Here is a 15,719-nt window from a genome sequence, read left to right as displayed (position 1 = left end):
GCTACGAAGGTACTATCGACACTCGCCGAACAGGCCGCTCGCAGTCGCCTCGCCGGTCGTGAGGTGGCGAACCCACTCAATCGCCCAGCAGTACACGGGATCGGACTCACCTGTGCCGTGGATGTACCACCAACGAGCGGCTTTGAGCACGATGAGTGGGTTTGTCGGCGGTTGTTCGCTCAGAAGAGACCACGTAATCGACTCGATTTCATCGGGAATGTCGGCTCGGGTGAACTCCGAACGATGCACGAGGTCGAGGTCGACCGGAATCTCGTCGATCGAGACGTCTGACTCTGTCTGTTGGTGACTCATAGAACTCACGTCACACGGACTGTGTCTTCAGCCCGCACCCATCACGGGCGCAAAAAATCACGCGGTGCGCTAGTAGCGGCTATTCACCTGATCAACGCTATGCGAGATGCGACACCTCCTCGGGTTCGGATTTGTCAGCAAACTCATTGCGCTCGACTGGCGTCCAGTCTTCGGTCGTAGTTGGTGCCCACCAGTCGACATGGTAGTCACCAGGCGCACCAAGAATCTTAACTTGCGCTTCGTCGTCGGGAAGCGGCCGGCGAAGTTTCTCGTCGACGTGGAGATTCCACGTCGTCGTCGCGTCGAATGTGATGATGACCGCCTCATCGTACCCCCGCGACTCAGGCGACTCACGGCACGTCACACTGGTATTGCACTCTGTGCAGAACACTCCCTCAAACGGAATGTGCGTGAACGCTTCCGTGCCACACACCGGACACCACAGAAATTCGAACAGCGCCTCGTCGTGACGGAACACGCGCTCGAGACTCATCAATCATTCACCACCGTCGTAGGGATCGTGAGTGAATGGTGTGGAAAACGAGACAACTCGGCTACTGACGTTGGAATCAACATCTGTTACTGCGCCTCCGCCCCTTTGGGCGGCGCAAAAACAACGCCGTAGTGGAGACCTGCTGAACGCGCAATAGAGCTGAATGAGGTACCCTGTCGTAGGAGTTCGGTAATCCGTCGACTGTAAGGTTGTGAATTCACGAATACAATCGTGAAAGTGAGAGGATGAGAGTACATTTCGTCTGTCTTCCTGTGGTGATTGCAGAGTAGTATCCCAATATGAGTCCGGTGCGACACACCACAAGAAGATTTACTCTGTATCTACTGCTAACTCCGCGAGGCCGTCATCGTGTGAGGTCGTTCGAACGCGCTCGACAAACGCACGTGCAGCAGTGTCAGTCGCAAACACCGACGCATCATAGCCGACGGAGCCACCGAACACAGTCCACTCGTCGGTTACCACACCCCCGGACAGCGGGGTGTACTCAACACGATAGCTGTCAGCCGCGTCGTCGACGACGATTCGAACAGCGATACCACGATCAGGAAGTGTCTCTCTCAAGAGTACCATTGGCCACAGCGTCGACTCAGTAATGGACATCAGCGGGAACGATCCACAGATGGTCGTTCGACCCGACGAGTTGCTCAAGTCGCTCGCGATGCCGAATCCCGTCAGCGAACTCGTCGTAGAGGTACACCGCCGGTCCGCGGTACGCCCCGAGATTGTGGCACGCATGCCTGACGAGGTCCTCATCGCGCATGATTGCCGTCGCGTCAAGGTCGTCAACACCCTCTCGAACACGTTCGAGATTCCGCTCGAACTCGCGTGTCGTCGCCTGCCACCCGCTCTCGAGGAGTTCCTGGCCGTCCTCCGAGCCAACGGGCACTGCAACCGGGAGGTTGCCCCACCGGGCGCTGCCGGCGACCGTTGTCGAGTCGTCATCGAACGTCACATAGTAGTCGAACACCGCCTCGGCGTGCGGTGCAGCACCCACCAGTTGGTCGAATACGTCAGCGGCCCGCGAGAGGGCTTCGTCTGTTGTCGATGCAGTCACGAGTGCGTAGATTACTTGGTGCATTCGTCGTCACCTCGCCGACTCAGGAGTCGATGTCTGTCCGACCCCCTGCGCCGGCGCCCATCGCCGGCGCACACAAACACAACCCACTACGATACACCAGAAGTTATCAAATACAAAAAGGGTTGAAGCAGACTGGGTGTGGCCGGGAACTAGGCTCCGGCCAGTATTTGCTGGCTGAAGTCATTCATTTCTTCTCCTTCTAGGGAGTTATCGATGTCTTCCATGCTCATGCTGTATTCTGGGTTGTCTCGGAGGAACTGGTTGAAGTCGTCGTATTCTCCGCTTGTATCTTCCCATACATCTTCAATCAGAGAGTCATCTTCTACAACCGCGTACTGTGAGTTTTCTGTTGTACCGTATATAATGTGGTTTTCATCCTGATGTCTGGTCATTTTTTCGAGTACTTTTGACTGGTTGTATAGTGTCTTGAAATCCGTGTCATTTTGGTTGAAGTTCCTGAGCTTTTCGGTGAAGTCTACTACGTACTCGGTTGTTGGAGCAACTGTCTCAGAAGCTCCAGCGTGACGCGTACCTTCTGGCTGGAATGAGTTGGGTATTTCTCCTATAGTTCGTACTGCGCTTCTTTTTTGTGAAGTAAAGGCATCGCCATTCTGCCCGTAGTGGTCCTCCCAGCCAAATCTTAGAGGATGCCAGTATTCTCTGAAACCATCATTTTCGGGATCAAGATATCCGGAATCATCTACCAATGGATGGAGCTGTTGGTCATCGGCGGTAGCTGTGACAGGAGCTGCCACGGTCTCCATCACTCTTAGTTCCTCTGTGCCATCGGCGTTCCTACCGTAAATCAAGCCGTTGCCGTGTATTCCTCCGCTTAATCCTACATCCCATGCATGAACTTCTAAACGCTTATTGGTGTTTTCTTCAATTGCCTCTTCGAGAGAAGGCGCGTATATTGAATCTTCTGAAGAGATTGGGCCATCAGAAGTCATCTTTGCATGCCAGTTAAACAGGTATGGGTGGACCCAGTCGAGGGCTTCTCCAACCGTTTCTGCATTTGAGAATTGTTCGAAGTCGAAGTTTCCTCCTCTTCTCTCTGCCATGCTTCCATTAGGGTAGATAGCTGCAGGTACTTCGTCTCCACTCTTTATCGCTTCAATATCGGAATTGCCTGTGTCTACACCAATGCTGTCCACGAAGTTCCTTACATTTCTAGGTTGAACTTCTGCTGCGCCGGTGTAGTCGTTGTCATGTCGCCATTCGTATGCTGCTAGGTCGATTCCGAATTTGTCGAATCCTAGCTGTTTGTGGCTGCTGTAGTTATCTATTACTGGGTCTGATGTAATGAATCCGCCACGTTTCTCCAGGTAGTTATCTTCTAGAGAGTTCTGGCTAATCTGATTTCTCAGCTCCTCGTTTCTTTCGGGGACTACGTCGACTTTGTAATTGCCTGGTGTTGGCTTTACAGCTGGTGCTGTATCCTGGGCCTGGTTACTTCCTGAAGAAGCTGTTGCGGTGAATTCCTGTTCCTCAGGCGTCATTTGTCCTGGTTGCACAGTAACTGTATTATTGTTCCATTGTTCAGAATCAGGGCCTATCTGTACTTTCTCGTTGGATACATTGACTGATTCCACGTTGCCTGAAGTTTCTACCTGGAACTGGGCCTGGAAATCCTCGATATTATGATTTCTCCATATTGGCGGTAGCTTGTCTGGCTGCGAAGAAGTCGATATGTTGATTGAGATATCTGCACTATTGGTAGGGGTTGTTTCCGTGGTGTTGTTGGGGTTCGCTATGTCTTCGTTGTTTTCGGTGCTGGTGTTACAGCCGGCGAGTGCGGTGAGGAGTCCAGTAGTTCCGAGGAGGAGGTGTCGTCGTTTCAAAGAGAGATGGCACCTGGTTATTGTGTCTACGTAGTCGTGTCACTACTTTATAGCTTGAGGGAGCTCGTCCCATCCGAGATTGGGTGTGTAGTCAGGTGCCTACCCGTTCTCCGGCAACGATCTGACAGAAGAGGTGGTACTTGATGAACTCTGTATCTGCGTCACACGATTTCTGTTAGTTCTACGGAACTCAACAGAGCCCCCTGATTCATTCTCGTACCAATCTCAGGAATCTGGATCAGGTCCGTACTGTGGTGTTCGACACACGGAACACTGCCAGACAGGCTCACCAGCCCACGCTGCGGGCGGGCTGTCGTCGCGTGAGTCGAACCAATGCGGTGTCTGCTTACCACAGGACTGACAGCGGAGCCGTTGCCGTGTTGGCGAGGATGACGACGACTGTGACGACGAGGTATCAGCAGACGCTTGTCGAAGTGCAATCGCCGGGACAACCCACGTCTCCGAGTCCGAGAGCAACCGTTCACGACGGGAGTCCTCAGTAATCTGTGTCCCAGCAGCGTCGTACCATCGCGAAAAAGAACTCTCCGCCGAAGGAGAAGCGGACCACAACGAGACTGACCGTGCTTTCGCCACGAAGCCATCAGCACGTGACCCAGTCGCTGGGACGACGTCCGGGAGGTGGCCGCACCGTGTTCGGAGTGGCTCCGCGATCGACTGTTCGAGCGCCGCAATGAGTGTACACTCGTCGATGGGCGACGAGTGAGAACGCTGCAGTAAGCGTGCTGCAGCAGTCCCGTTTGCGACCGCCCCACGCGAGGACTGTGAGGTGACGAGCAAACAGACGATGCCGTGGAGCGATTGCTCGTGGGGCGCAGAGGTGCTGTCTGGGACCGAGACGTCCTGCTCGAGGCAGAACCGACACTGTCCCTCGGTCCGAAGAATGGCCCGCCCACAGGTCTGACAGATGTCCGTATCCCGGTCGTCGCCTGCAGGGTAGTCACGCTCTGGGATTCCGTCACCGCGGTCAGCGTGGTCGGTCTCCAACTGTGCGTCTGGGATCTGCGTCGCTTCGCCATACGGTTGAAATTCCGCGGTCCGATCACGGTAGGGCGGCATACCGCGTCGTGGCCGTACGTTCCGATATAAACGTTCGTCCAGCGAGGCCACTCTGAAACCCGGCCGTGGCCAACAAACGTATATGTATTCTTAAACTAGCTGCGGACAGCAAAATGCACGACTTGACCGGGTTCCAACGAGACCTGCTGTACGTCACCGCCGGTTTGGACGAGCCACACGGGCTTGCAGTCAAAGACCAACTCGAGGACTACTACGAAACTGAGATCCACCATGGTCGGCTGTATCCCAACCTCGACACACTCGTTGAGAAAGGCCTCCTCGACAAGGGTGAAAAGGACCGCCGAACGAACGTCTACGCGATCACCGCTCGCGGTCGTCGAGAAATCGAAGCCCGTGACGACTGGGAACAACAGTATACGAGCAAACTTACCACCTGACTGCTGCTACGAGACGAGTAGCTGGGATGACAGACAACTAGTGGGGGAACGTGCTGTTTAACTCGCTTAATCCGGCCAGTATCCTCTGCTACACATCTCGAATACCGTCTTCTCGTCTCACTAGTCAACTTCGGCAAACGCACGAATGGGCATTGCAGCAGTGTCTTTGGCTTTGATCGGCACAGCGAAGAATCGGAATGACTCACCACCGAGCGGATCGAGGTTGCAGAGATTCTCGACGATGAAGATCTCTTCGTCAAGGAGTCGAGTGTGGGCCGGGCGGGCGGGGTTCTGGTGGTCGTCGACGTTTAGCGTGTCTACGCCAACCAGAGAAACATCTGCATCGATTAGTCTCTCAATGACGGCCTCAGAGATGTATGGGTAGGATCGGTACTGCTCTGTGCCCCAGTGCTCGTCCCATCCAAAATTGAACAGGACGGCGGTACCTGCGAGGGCAGACTCCTGGGGAAGTGCGTCAACAGTCAATTCTTCGTTGCCAGCAAGCCCACGAGCATCGACGACCGTCCCAGGGAGTACCAGTTCGCCGATGTCAAGTTCACTGATGTCACGACCCTTCGGATGTCGATGATACGGTGAATCTATATACGTCCCCATGGACGTCTGGAACCGCATTTCGGTAACCTCGAACGCGGCTTTACCTTCGTACATCTCCCGAGACTCCTCGTGTGTAAAGAACGGATATACCTCTGCAGTGTACTCCGTATGTGTCCCGTCATCGTTCTTTTGACGGAACCCGGGCATCCCGTCTTCGAACGTGTGACTCAAGTCGACGAATTTCATACTGTTTACCTCATTCGACATTTGATACTAATCCTGCTTGGTGTTTCATCGAGTCATAGTTCATTGTTTCTACAGTATCTCGGTCGCTGAAAGGTCTCATTGACTGCTCCCAGTTTTACTGTTCGTCTCAACGTCATGGTTCACAGCACTACCACTATCGCTTCGGACTTCCCACAGACGACGAAACAGGACCGGGCCTAAAATCAGATAGATGACGGACGTATAGAGTCCGGGAAAGTAGCCGAACTCGCCGGTCGCGAGGATCGGATAGACGGGATGTAGAACGCCGTTTCCGATGACTCCCATGAGGGTGAAAAACCAGACAATGAGCATTGGACCCTTGATACCACGGTAGATGGCGACCGCACCAAGAGCGAACGCAGCGTACGAGACCATATTGATCTGAACGAACGTCGTGAGCTCGAACGGGGCTGCGTTGAAAACCTCAACCGGCCAGCGGGTGTAGAACTCGGTCGAGAACTCCTCGGCGAAGTGCAAGAACTGGACAGCAAATGCGATTAAGTAGACGGGGAGCACCCGACTTGGATCAGGCATTCGTTGAAAGCTCGTTAATAAATAGCACACGTATGCGAGAATAATGGCAGGAACGAACGTGGTGATCAGTGATAACCCCGGCGAGAGATAAGTAAAAGTCGCAACCAAAATCACCGTCATCACCCCCGGAAGAATTGCGTCTCGGCTACGCAACGTGGCGAGAACACTCTCGGATTCGTTGATTCGAACACCCATCTCAAATCGCTCCACTCGTACTGCTATTTACAGAGTGAAGAGATACTGCTCTCCATAACGATCTGATATGGAACTGACGCCAACCAAGGCTTTGTCTTTTCATGAGGCAAACTACCGTTAGACTGGGATTTGTATGTCAACGTTGCCTCATCTGGACAGGCTCATTTATTAGTCAAAGGGAACCGGAGTAATCTCATGAAGTCGATTACGCTGGAGATCTCGGTCGAAGGCGGATTCCACCCGGCGAATCAGTTACTCGCAGCGGATCCGTCGATAATCCGTGAGTCGCTGCACCACGTTACTATTCTCAAAGATGGGACGATTATTCTGCTCTACCATCTTCGAGGCGACCTCGATCAGGTGAGAACATACCTCACGGACCACAAAGAGGTCATCTCCTGTGATGTGCCAGAGAACGGAAGTGGGCTTGTGTACATCCACGGTCGCCCACTCAAGCCGATTCGTGAATTTTTCTCTCTTGCCCGGTCACACGGAATCGTGTTCGAGACACCCATAACACATACTGATGATGGACTCAAGATCACGATGAGCGGAGATGAACAAACGCTTCATCGTGTCATCTCGGAAATTCCATCAGATATTGAACTCACCCTCCTCAAAAGGGAGAGCGTAAGCCAGGGGAGAATGAGATCATCTCACTATTGACTGAGCGCCAGGTAGAGGTACTCACTCTGGCAGTTGAGGAGGGATACTACGAAACACCGAGAGGAACCACTCACGAGAAGATTGCGACTCAGATTGGTGTCGCAACTACGACTGTGAGCGAGCATCTCCGAAAAGTCGAACAACGTGTTTTCTCTGCACTCATCAGATAACTGTATTTTCGAAAGTTCTACTGACCAATCTAGACACCCGAGAACCACACATTGCTCAAGGAGCTAACTAGAGAATCTCGATGTCTATCCGTACGAAATCCCCGAGAGGACAAGCATCTCCGTCCCAAATCCCGCACCAGACAGGAACTGTGTTGTCCCAAGCGAACTCAGACCGATACCGGTTCCGACGAGCAACACCATTGCGGCCCAGTCGACAGCCCCAGGAGTGTCGCTCGGCCGTATCTTCGTCATGGACGCGCCAACACCGGCGAACAGCGCTGCAAATCCGGCGAGGAGAGGAGGCCAAAGGGAGATTGTCCTCAACAAGTACAGGGGCCTCACCGCCTCATGACGAGCGCGTACCCGACCGTTGCTGGGAGCGCGTAGATGACATGACCGAGGATACTCCAGAGCTTCTCGGGCATCGTAAGATCGGGGAACGCCGGCGTGAACGGGTAGCCGACTGCACCGAGCCAAAGCGGCATCAATAACACCGAGAGCAGCACCGTCGAAACAGCGCCGACGACAACTGCGAGGACAACGGCTCCACGGAGCGTCCTTGGGTACTCGGTGAGTGGTTCCCATTGGACGGCGGCGACGTACATCACTGTGAGTGCGACGCCGTGGAACTGGTGAATCACCCATCCAGCGAGCAGGTCTGGCCCGGGGAGGCCGTACATCATCGGCAGGGCGAGCGCGATTAAGGGTTCGGGATTCCCGTACTGCATCATCAGGCCAAGCGGGACGCTCCCGAGGAACCCGCCGACAGCCGCGGCAATCCATGCGAGGGCGGGAACTGCTCTGAGTCGAATGGCGAGTGCCTGTGCGTAGCCACGGTCGAGATCAACCGTAGGCTTCGTCGGACTGGTCATCAACCATAGTCCGGGTGGAGATTCCCTATCAGCGCTGCCTCACCTCGAGAGGCTTGTTTATTATCTTCCAGAGAGTCCAAGCTATGGAATCACTGACGCTGGAACTCGCAGTCGAAGGCAGAAACCGCCAACGAGCAATCGGTAGGTTCGTGCGAGATACGCCCTCGCCATGCAGTACGTCCTCAACAAACTATCAGCGACTGAGGATTTCAACAGAGCCCACTAGACTTAGATCGTCGATTTTACCCGCCGACGAACCCGCGTGAACTGTGAGCCCAATATAGAGTTGGAATCGTTCATCAACCGAATGCGTACATACCCCCTAAGCGGCTCCCGATATACAGACGACGGTTAACGACAGCTGGAGATCCGGTGATCTCAGTACCGGTGTCGAATGACCACATCAGCTTCCCAGTCCGGGCATGGAGTTCGTAGACGTAGCCGTCATAGCCACCGAAATACACACGGTTTTGGACAACAGCAGGCGAAGAGACAATTCCTTGGATCTGGTGTTCCCCAACTGTGAAGGCCCATTGTTCTTCACCAGTCGCTCGATCAAATGCAAGTAGTTGGTTGTTGGTAGAGCCGAGATAGATGAGTCGGTCAGAGATTGCTGGCGAGTTGGTGATTGTCCCGACATAGACACGCCAGCGTTCTGTTCCATCGGCTGCGTCGTAGGTTGCGAGATATGGCCAGCCACCAACGTACACAATCCCATCGACGAGGACAATGTGTCGTGGGGAGTAAGGAACAGAATGAGACCATTCGACCGCGCCAGTTGCTGCATCAAGCCGGGAGATCCGTGAGTTAGAACCCCCGAAGAAAAGACTCCCATCGCTCATCGCAAGTGATGTAATTCCAAAGCCGGTGTCGACAGTCCAGATAGCAGTCCCGTCAGCTGCTGAAACCGCGTGAATAACTCCATCCGCGTCACTGAAATACACCACCCCGTCAGCAACAACTGAATCATGATTAAGTATCGCACCAGCATCGTAGCGCCAGCGTTCACTCCCAGTAGTGCTATCGAATGCGTAGAAGACATGCTCCCAGTCGCCAATATAGACAACTCCGTTCGCTACCGTTGGTCTTGAGGGAGCAATTCGCCCGTTTGTCGGACTGTTCCAGACAATAGTCCCGTCATCAACATCGTAAGCGTATAATCCATTCCCAGATGTCCCGTGGTACACGAGGTCTCCAACGACAGCAGGACAGCCAGAATTTGAGCTGGCGGTCGTTTCCCATAACTTTGTGAGTTTGCCTGTAGGCCGTTTCCCATGCGGGTTGTATCCAGACCGACCATTGTCAAACTGGAACGTCGGCCATGACGGCTCTGTGGCTGCACGAGCAGCAACTGAACGTCCCGCGTTGAGAGCTGCAGTTCCAATCGCAAATGAAGCCCCAAAAATGCGGAGTGCTTGTCGCCGATTCAGCCCTTGTTGGTTTCCCCGAAGCATGCTAGTCGCTGGATAGACAACATAATAATCATGATAGTAATACCCCAATTTAACAGTCATTTTCATTGTTAGATATCGAAGACACCAGCCCCCATCGTGACATCCAAAAGTGTTCCAGAGGTCGTGGCTGCACGCGCAGCGTCTGCGAGCACGGAGCGGAGGGTGGGGCGGTGGGGTCTGGGTCGGCCCGGCAACCAACAAAAAAGAGGGCTGCCTCGCGCCGTTAGGCGTCCCACCAAACGTCGCGCTCGAGGAAGTGCACGGTCGTCCACCCCGTCAGCGCCACCGAGACACGCCCGTCGTACCAGTTCCGCGCCGCCCCGTGAATCCGCACGCGTTCACCCTCGCGAATCCACGGCACGTCCGAGGCCTTCCAACTCGTCAGCTTCACCTGCCCAGTCTCGTCTTCGAGGAGCCCCACTTGCTGAATCGCCGGCGACTCAGACTCCCACACCGTCGTCAGCGTCCCTTCAATGCACACTTCACGTCGCGACACACCCTCCAGTTTCCCGATCGGCACCATCGTCCCCGGTGCGCCCTCGAGTTCCTCAAACACGCTCACCGCTGCCGACAGCATGTCTTTGCCGCTCAACACCGCTTCACTCAGCCGCCGACTGATCGCCGCTCGCGACCAGCCATCCAGTTTCTCCGCCAACCGTGTTGCCTGAGAGTTCACTGCGCCCAACTGTGCTTGGGTCAACTCCGTCCGGGGATCAGCCCGGTCGGGGTCCGCCATCGGGTTCACACTTGCTGCGCGCTTCTGGAACTGCCGCCGTCGCGCAGCGCTCCGCTCGGCCACAATCGCCCGCGACCGCGCCTCACGACCCTCTTGCGACCCCAGTTCCGCACGGGAACTAATCCGTTCGAGTTCGGCTTCCCGCGCTTGAATGCGCTCTTCTTGGGCCAACGTCACGCCGTCAATCCGCTCATCGCTCGTGTCTGCAATCCCGTCAGGGTGGTTCGCATCCACCTTTGCTTGGATCTCCTGTTGTACCGTCGCCTGGAACGTCGGCGTCTCGTGACGACCCCCCCCCGACCTCAAACCCGTCTTCGTCGACTGCCGTCTCGTCCGCGTGTTCGAACGCCTGTTCAGCCACCGAAACTACCTTTCGACTGGAGTTGTTACTAGACATTGTAGTCCTTGAAGGCGCTGACGCGCCGACGCCCGCGACACCACTCGCGGGATTCTCACAAACCAACACTTGAGCCACGGCTCCGACGTCGACCGATGACGCCGTCACCGAGGTGCCCGCGCCGCGCCTTCACGCCGGACCCTGTCCGGCGCGGCGCGGCACCGACGGCACCCCAACAAACGAGTGCGGGGGGTGAACCTCGAGGTGAGCGCGCGGTCACCGCCATATACCCAGCCGGTCACCGCGGGTCGGCGCCTCACCGACCCCCGTCCGTCGGTAGACGCAACGGAAGCGGCCGCGGCGCCGAGGCGGCACGGCCGGGGGGTATACGGTGGTGAACGGCGTCGCATACGGCCACAGCGAGGCCGCAGAGAGCGAGGACCCGCCGGAACAGCACCGCGCCCGGACCCGCACGAGCCTGTCCCGTCCGTCGCAGACGCAACGGAAACGCCTCGTGCGGCAGCCCGGTGCGGGCTGGACGCCCGCGGACCCACAGCTCGTCGCGGTCGAGTTTGAGCGCACGCCCGGCAGGCCGCACAGCCAGCCCTGAGTGAGCCCCGGACCGTGGCATATTGGGGGTGAGCACGGCGAGCCCCCAGTAGCCACCGCAGCCCGGGCGAACGAGGGGTGAGGGCAATCGCCCGAACGGCGAGCAGCCCGCCCGGACCGCGCAAGCGGCCACGTCTGAACCAGCCGGCCGGCGGCGCGACCGCATCGAGGGAGCGCCGACGCAACGGCTGGTGAAGATGCAGCCAGCCCGGTCTCGGTCATGGCCCGGACGCGGGCCAAGTGCTCGCAGGTCCGCCCTCGGGGCTGACCGGTATCGGGTGGCTGCACGCGGCCCGACCCGGCCCCGTGACCGTGCCCCGTCCGTCGCAGACGCAACGGCAGCGCGAAACGCCCGGGCCCGGCAGGAACGGACTGCCCGCCGGAGCGCGCACAACCCGAGCAGTCGCCCCCCAAACGTACCGCCACAACTCATCTCCCAAACACCCGAGGTTGCTAGTTTCTACTCACTAGCTTGCTATCCAGATCGCTGAGGATGTGGTCCCTCGCCTCCCTGCCAGATAAAACTCAAACATGGATACCTCAGGCTCTGTTGAAACCCTCAGTCGGTGATAGGTTTCGGTGTGCGTGCTGAATAGAGAACGCAAGTCGGTCACGCAACTGTCACACCTTACAGTAGCCCAGCAACTAGCAACTATCAACTCAGCCATTGATTCCGCTAAATGGGCGAATTGAGGTGGATTTGACCGTAGTTATATGATTCATCACAGACAATATACTGACAATGGCTACCAAGATGGCGTCTCGGCTCGAAGAATATTTCGAGGAAAGGACAAACGGCAATCTTCGGAGCATCGTGAAGTACAACCAAGACAGTCACGACGTCGTTTACTTGCGAGATGACGTGGCTGTCCGATACACAGAAGACGACATTAAAAAAAGCGGTTGACGAGTCACGGCTGGATTCGTTGACTGCACCGGTCTACAAGGACACGTTTGCAGAGGACCACGGCGAATTGACGTGCTTGGTCCAGTGCTTCGAGAACGTCATCGAGATGAACTTCGTCCTCCGAGATGGGGTCGGCGCAGCTGTCGCTTTAGACGCAGAGGCATTTGCGGAGACTCAAGGTATCGTAGCTGAGGCCCGGAAGATCGTCATCGAAGAGCGCGAGTAGTCTTCTGTACCCAAGAATGTGAACGATGTGAGGATCGAGCTTCTTCCTTGCTTCTGTCGACCTCGTTCCCGGAGATGTAACCTATCTACTACTCTCGAATGCTGGCTTCACTCTCTATTCAGCACGTACTTTCTGTCGGGGCCAGAGGATTTCAACAGAGCCCTACCTCACACTTGCTTCGGACATGGCTGCAGTACGAGGTCGTTAGAGATGCTCTCCAAAAACTAACTCAGCAGACGTCGTCCGACTCTCACCACGTGATCTCAAATCGTGCGCCACCTTCAGAACCCGTTGTAACGGCGATTTCCCAACCATGGCCCTCCACAATTTGAGAGACAATTGAGAGTCCATAGCCAGTTCCGTCAGCAGTTGTCGAATATCCGTGGTTGAATATCTCTGACCGAACTGGCTCAGCGATTCCAGGGCCATCATCTTCGATATAGAGTCCCGTATCGTCAGAGAGACTACCAACAGTCACAGTCGCCCCAGCACCAGCATGTTCAACGGCATTGCGAAACAAGTTCTCTAGTAGTTCCTGAAAACGACTCTTATCCGCGGCGATCACTCCGAGTTCATCTTCTAGTTGGAGCGTCGCTTGCTGTGTCTCAACGCTACTCCACGACGCATGGAGACATTCGCGGATATCAACCGACTCAGCCTCACCAACGACTTCGCCCTTTTTGAGAGGGCAAGAATATCGCTGACGAGAGTATCGATCCGACTGAGTGACGCTAAGACCCGCTCCAGTTCAGGGCTTTCGGACTGTTCATGGGCAATCTCAGTATATCCGTACGCGATAGAAAGTGGGTTCCGGATATCATGTGTTAAGATATCGGCGAACTCATTCAGCCGATCCTTCTGTTCTTGAAGCTGGGATTCGCGCTGTCGCTGCTCGGTGATGTCCCGGATAATGCCAGTAAAGTACTGTTCGCCATTGTGTTCGTGCTCACGAAGGCTGATAAGCGTCGGAACTTCGTGTCCGTCCTTGTGCAGCGCCGGGAGCTCGATCCCATCCCAGTCGATATTGCGCTCTCCTGTCGCCACATACGAGGCTAATGCAGCCACGTGGACTGGCTCTAAGCGCTCTGGGATGATTTTCATCTTTGAACTCCCAATTAACTCAGCGGGTGCATAGCCGAGGATGTCTTCAACGGCTGGATTGGCATACACGATGTTGCTATCCGAGTCAATCGTCAACATCCCCTCTGCCGCATTTTCGACAAGTGTCTGGTAGAAATCGTCCGCAGAGGTTGGAGAGGGAGGAGGACCGTTCATATAATGTCACTTTTACTGGTCGGTAGTTAAACGTTCTTCAGGGTATTGCTGCGAGATTTACGAGTAACCACGGGTTGACGAGCAACTCCGACAACTACCCTCAGACTCAGGGTTCTGGGGAGTGGGATGGTACACGAGAACCTCGATCGTGCCGCTGGCTCCATGAAGTGGCCTAGAAGTCTGCGGACAAACCCATGACATCAGTCAAGGGTCAATGACGATCCGACTTCGGAGTGAAAGGTGAAGGGGTACCTTTGATGTGTATCAGGCCGGGCATCCCGAGACACACCAATGCTGGTGGTTTAGAGGCACTCAGCACGAGTCTAGTCGGCCACGATCATATTCATCTTGGCGGTTGCGCCTATTATTGAGATATCGATAGGGGATTTCGGTTGTAAAACAGAGAGAGTACTGAACTGGTTACTGGCCGTTAACAAATTCTTTAGTCCACTCGCCGTCGACGATTCATTGAGACTAAGGTCTGTTGCAATCCTTCAGTGTTGACATTGAGAAGAAACGTTCTTCCCACTATTTTCGTGGATCCAGATGGAAACTCACTTCGTCAGTAAATCGCCAGACGTGAGATGGGTTTCAATAAACCCAATCCCTGTATGTTCAAGGCAAACCAACGTTGAGTAGGCATATGTCATCGTTCGATGTCGTGACGGTCGGGAGTGCCGTTATCGACCACATCTACTCTCTGTCGAATCTACCGAAACCCGACGGTGGTGCATTCGCCCGTGAACACGCGACCGACGTGGGTGGCGTCGCTGCAAATGTCGCCTCAGGCCTCGCTGAGTTTGGGAACAAGGCAGGAATCATCACACGCGTCGGGGCCGACGATGTCGCCGAGATCGAAGCTGACCTCCAAGCACGCAGGATTGATTGTTCTCGGATGCAAGCTGGACCCGAAGAATCGTCGTACACGCTGATTCTCCGTGATCCAGATGGAGAACGAATGATCGTTGCCGGTGGCCAGAGCGTTCCAAACCTTCGACTTGATGCGCGCGATATCGAGTATGCGGGTGACGCTAGTGTGGTGTTCACGAGTGCCTATGCACCTGATGCGGTCGTCTCGAGACTGGTGACTGCCCGCGAGCGTGGTGAGATTTCGACACTCGTCTTCGACCTCGCAGGCCCACTCTCGGAACTCGAAGGCCGAGGGACAACACCGGAGACGATTGACCGACTGCTTTCTGTTGTTGATCTCTTCGTGGCCGGCGAGGTCGCCGCACACTCGTATTTTGGTGGTGGAGCCGACGAAGCCATTGCCACGCTTACGCAGCGGAACGTCTCTCGCGCGGCGATTACACAGGGAAGTGACGGAGCACGCCTTCTCGAAGGAGGGATGGTGACCGACGTCCCGGCCTTCAACGTGGATGTGACTGACACGACCGGCGCTGGCGATACGTTTACTGCGGGGCTGATTCATACGTGGCTGCTTAACGACTACACAGCACACAACGCAGGACGATTCGCCGCTGCCACGGCCGCGCTCAACTGTACTGAACTGGGCGCACGGGGCAATCTCCCAGCCGAATCCGACGTTCAAGTGTTTCTCGAGACGCGGTGAACCGCTGAGACAGCGAGGCCTAGCGAACGGACGCGACAAGCCGTTCGACTGCTGCTTCGTCGACAGGGTTCGTCGTCTTGCCACCTTCTTTGAGCGCTGTGCCAACGATTGCACCATCTGCGA

Annotated in this window: 18 protein-coding genes and 2 pseudogenes; 5 read left to right on the top strand and 15 right to left on the bottom strand. The window is 55.5% G+C overall.

Annotated features, from left to right (window positions below):
- Positions 1–12 precede the first annotated feature (12 nt).
- From ATB1_RS04185 to ATB1_RS21345, 6 genes are all read right to left on the bottom strand, one after another.
- Complete coding sequence (locus ATB1_RS04185; RefSeq protein WP_052367690.1) at positions 13–312, bottom strand: hypothetical protein; 300 nt, start codon at positions 310–312, stop codon at positions 13–15.
- Between the two features lie 97 nt (positions 313–409).
- Positions 410–805 (bottom strand): hypothetical protein, encoded by a 396-nt coding sequence (locus ATB1_RS04180; RefSeq protein WP_042662403.1) that lies wholly within the window; start codon positions 803–805, stop codon positions 410–412.
- A 330-nt stretch (positions 806–1,135) separates the two neighbouring features.
- Positions 1,136–1,396, bottom strand: coding sequence for a hypothetical protein (locus tag ATB1_RS04175; RefSeq protein ID WP_042662402.1), 261 nt, complete (start codon positions 1,394–1,396; stop codon positions 1,136–1,138).
- Between the two features lie 16 nt (positions 1,397–1,412).
- Positions 1,413–1,904 carry a hypothetical protein gene (locus ATB1_RS04170; RefSeq protein WP_042662401.1) on the bottom strand — a complete coding sequence of 164 codons (492 nt, stop codon included), beginning with the start codon at positions 1,902–1,904 and terminating at the stop codon, positions 1,413–1,415.
- A gap of 149 nt (positions 1,905–2,053) precedes the next feature.
- The gene (locus ATB1_RS22830; protein ID WP_241768045.1) at positions 2,054–3,745 is read right to left on the bottom strand and encodes a hypothetical protein; all 1,692 of its coding nucleotides are present in this window, start codon (positions 3,743–3,745) and stop codon (positions 2,054–2,056) included.
- A gap of 225 nt (positions 3,746–3,970) precedes the next feature.
- Entirely contained in the window at positions 3,971–4,822 is an 852-nt protein-coding gene (locus ATB1_RS21345) for a hypothetical protein (RefSeq protein ID WP_128081380.1), read from the bottom strand.
- A 113-nt stretch (positions 4,823–4,935) separates the two neighbouring features.
- On the opposite strand from ATB1_RS21345, the gene ATB1_RS04160 reads away from it, so the two are divergent.
- A complete protein-coding gene (locus ATB1_RS04160; protein WP_042662399.1) occupies positions 4,936–5,220 on the top strand; it encodes a PadR family transcriptional regulator in 285 nt (94 codons plus the stop codon).
- Between the two features lie 120 nt (positions 5,221–5,340).
- Here ATB1_RS04160 and ATB1_RS04155 read toward each other — a convergent pair whose 3' ends face one another.
- Together ATB1_RS04155 and ATB1_RS04150 are read right to left on the bottom strand one after the other, a co-directional pair.
- On the bottom strand, positions 5,341–6,021 hold the full coding sequence (locus ATB1_RS04155; protein ID WP_042662398.1) for a cyclase family protein: 681 nt from the start codon (positions 6,019–6,021) through the stop codon (positions 5,341–5,343).
- Between the two features lie 96 nt (positions 6,022–6,117).
- The gene (locus ATB1_RS04150) at positions 6,118–6,576 is read right to left on the bottom strand and encodes an HXXEE domain-containing protein (protein ID WP_241768044.1); all 459 of its coding nucleotides are present in this window, start codon (positions 6,574–6,576) and stop codon (positions 6,118–6,120) included.
- A gap of 390 nt (positions 6,577–6,966) precedes the next feature.
- On the opposite strand from ATB1_RS04150, the gene ATB1_RS04145 reads away from it, so the two are divergent.
- Both ATB1_RS04145 and ATB1_RS22825 read left to right on the top strand, forming a co-directional pair.
- The gene (locus ATB1_RS04145; protein WP_241768043.1) at positions 6,967–7,437 is read left to right on the top strand and encodes a hypothetical protein; all 471 of its coding nucleotides are present in this window, start codon (positions 6,967–6,969) and stop codon (positions 7,435–7,437) included.
- Positions 7,434–7,607: a helix-turn-helix domain-containing protein gene (locus ATB1_RS22825; RefSeq protein ID WP_241768042.1), complete on the top strand. Its 174-nt coding sequence runs from the start codon at positions 7,434–7,436 to the stop codon at positions 7,605–7,607. The genes ATB1_RS04145 and ATB1_RS22825 overlap by 4 nt, the downstream gene beginning before the upstream one ends.
- An 84-nt stretch (positions 7,608–7,691) precedes the next feature.
- On the opposite strand, the gene ATB1_RS21925 is transcribed toward ATB1_RS22825, so the two are convergent.
- From ATB1_RS21925 to ATB1_RS04130, 4 genes and pseudogenes are all read right to left on the bottom strand, one after another.
- A complete protein-coding gene (locus ATB1_RS21925; RefSeq protein WP_157837708.1) occupies positions 7,692–7,859 on the bottom strand; it encodes a hypothetical protein in 168 nt (55 codons plus the stop codon).
- A gap of 86 nt (positions 7,860–7,945) precedes the next feature.
- On the bottom strand, positions 7,946–8,479 hold the full coding sequence (locus ATB1_RS04135) for a hypothetical protein (RefSeq protein ID WP_042662395.1): 534 nt from the start codon (positions 8,477–8,479) through the stop codon (positions 7,946–7,948).
- A 299-nt stretch (positions 8,480–8,778) separates the two neighbouring features.
- A complete protein-coding gene (locus tag ATB1_RS20250; protein WP_082256268.1) occupies positions 8,779–9,933 on the bottom strand; it encodes a PQQ-binding-like beta-propeller repeat protein in 1,155 nt (384 codons plus the stop codon).
- A gap of 223 nt (positions 9,934–10,156) precedes the next feature.
- A pseudogene (locus tag ATB1_RS04130) lies at positions 10,157–11,066 on the bottom strand (SOSS complex subunit B family protein).
- Positions 11,067–12,472: 1,406 nt separating this feature from the next.
- Here ATB1_RS04130 and ATB1_RS04120 point away from each other — a divergent pair.
- Positions 12,473–12,748 (top strand): hypothetical protein, encoded by a 276-nt coding sequence (locus ATB1_RS04120; protein ID WP_241768041.1) that lies wholly within the window; start codon positions 12,473–12,475, stop codon positions 12,746–12,748.
- A gap of 250 nt (positions 12,749–12,998) precedes the next feature.
- Here ATB1_RS04120 and ATB1_RS22820 read toward each other — a convergent pair whose 3' ends face one another.
- Positions 12,999–13,313, bottom strand: a complete 315-nt coding sequence (locus ATB1_RS22820) for a HAMP domain-containing sensor histidine kinase (RefSeq protein WP_241768040.1) — start codon at positions 13,311–13,313, stop codon at positions 12,999–13,001.
- A 14-nt stretch (positions 13,314–13,327) separates the two neighbouring features.
- On the bottom strand, positions 13,328–14,023 hold the full coding sequence (locus ATB1_RS22815; protein WP_241768039.1) for a PAS domain S-box protein: 696 nt from the start codon (positions 14,021–14,023) through the stop codon (positions 13,328–13,330).
- Positions 14,024–14,666: 643 nt separating this feature from the next.
- Between ATB1_RS22815 and ATB1_RS04110 the strand changes: the two genes are divergently transcribed.
- On the top strand, positions 14,667–15,596 hold the full coding sequence (locus ATB1_RS04110) for a carbohydrate kinase family protein (protein WP_042662393.1): 930 nt from the start codon (positions 14,667–14,669) through the stop codon (positions 15,594–15,596).
- A gap of 19 nt (positions 15,597–15,615) precedes the next feature.
- Here ATB1_RS04110 and ATB1_RS24275 read toward each other — a convergent pair.
- Positions 15,616–15,719: pseudogene (locus tag ATB1_RS24275) on the bottom strand (phosphorybosylanthranilate isomerase); the annotation flags it as partial.

The sequence above is a fragment of the Haloferax sp. ATB1 genome (genome assembly GCF_000730175.1).
The sequence above is the reverse complement of the archived record's forward strand: the minus strand, read 5'-3'. Positions and strand labels throughout refer to the sequence as shown.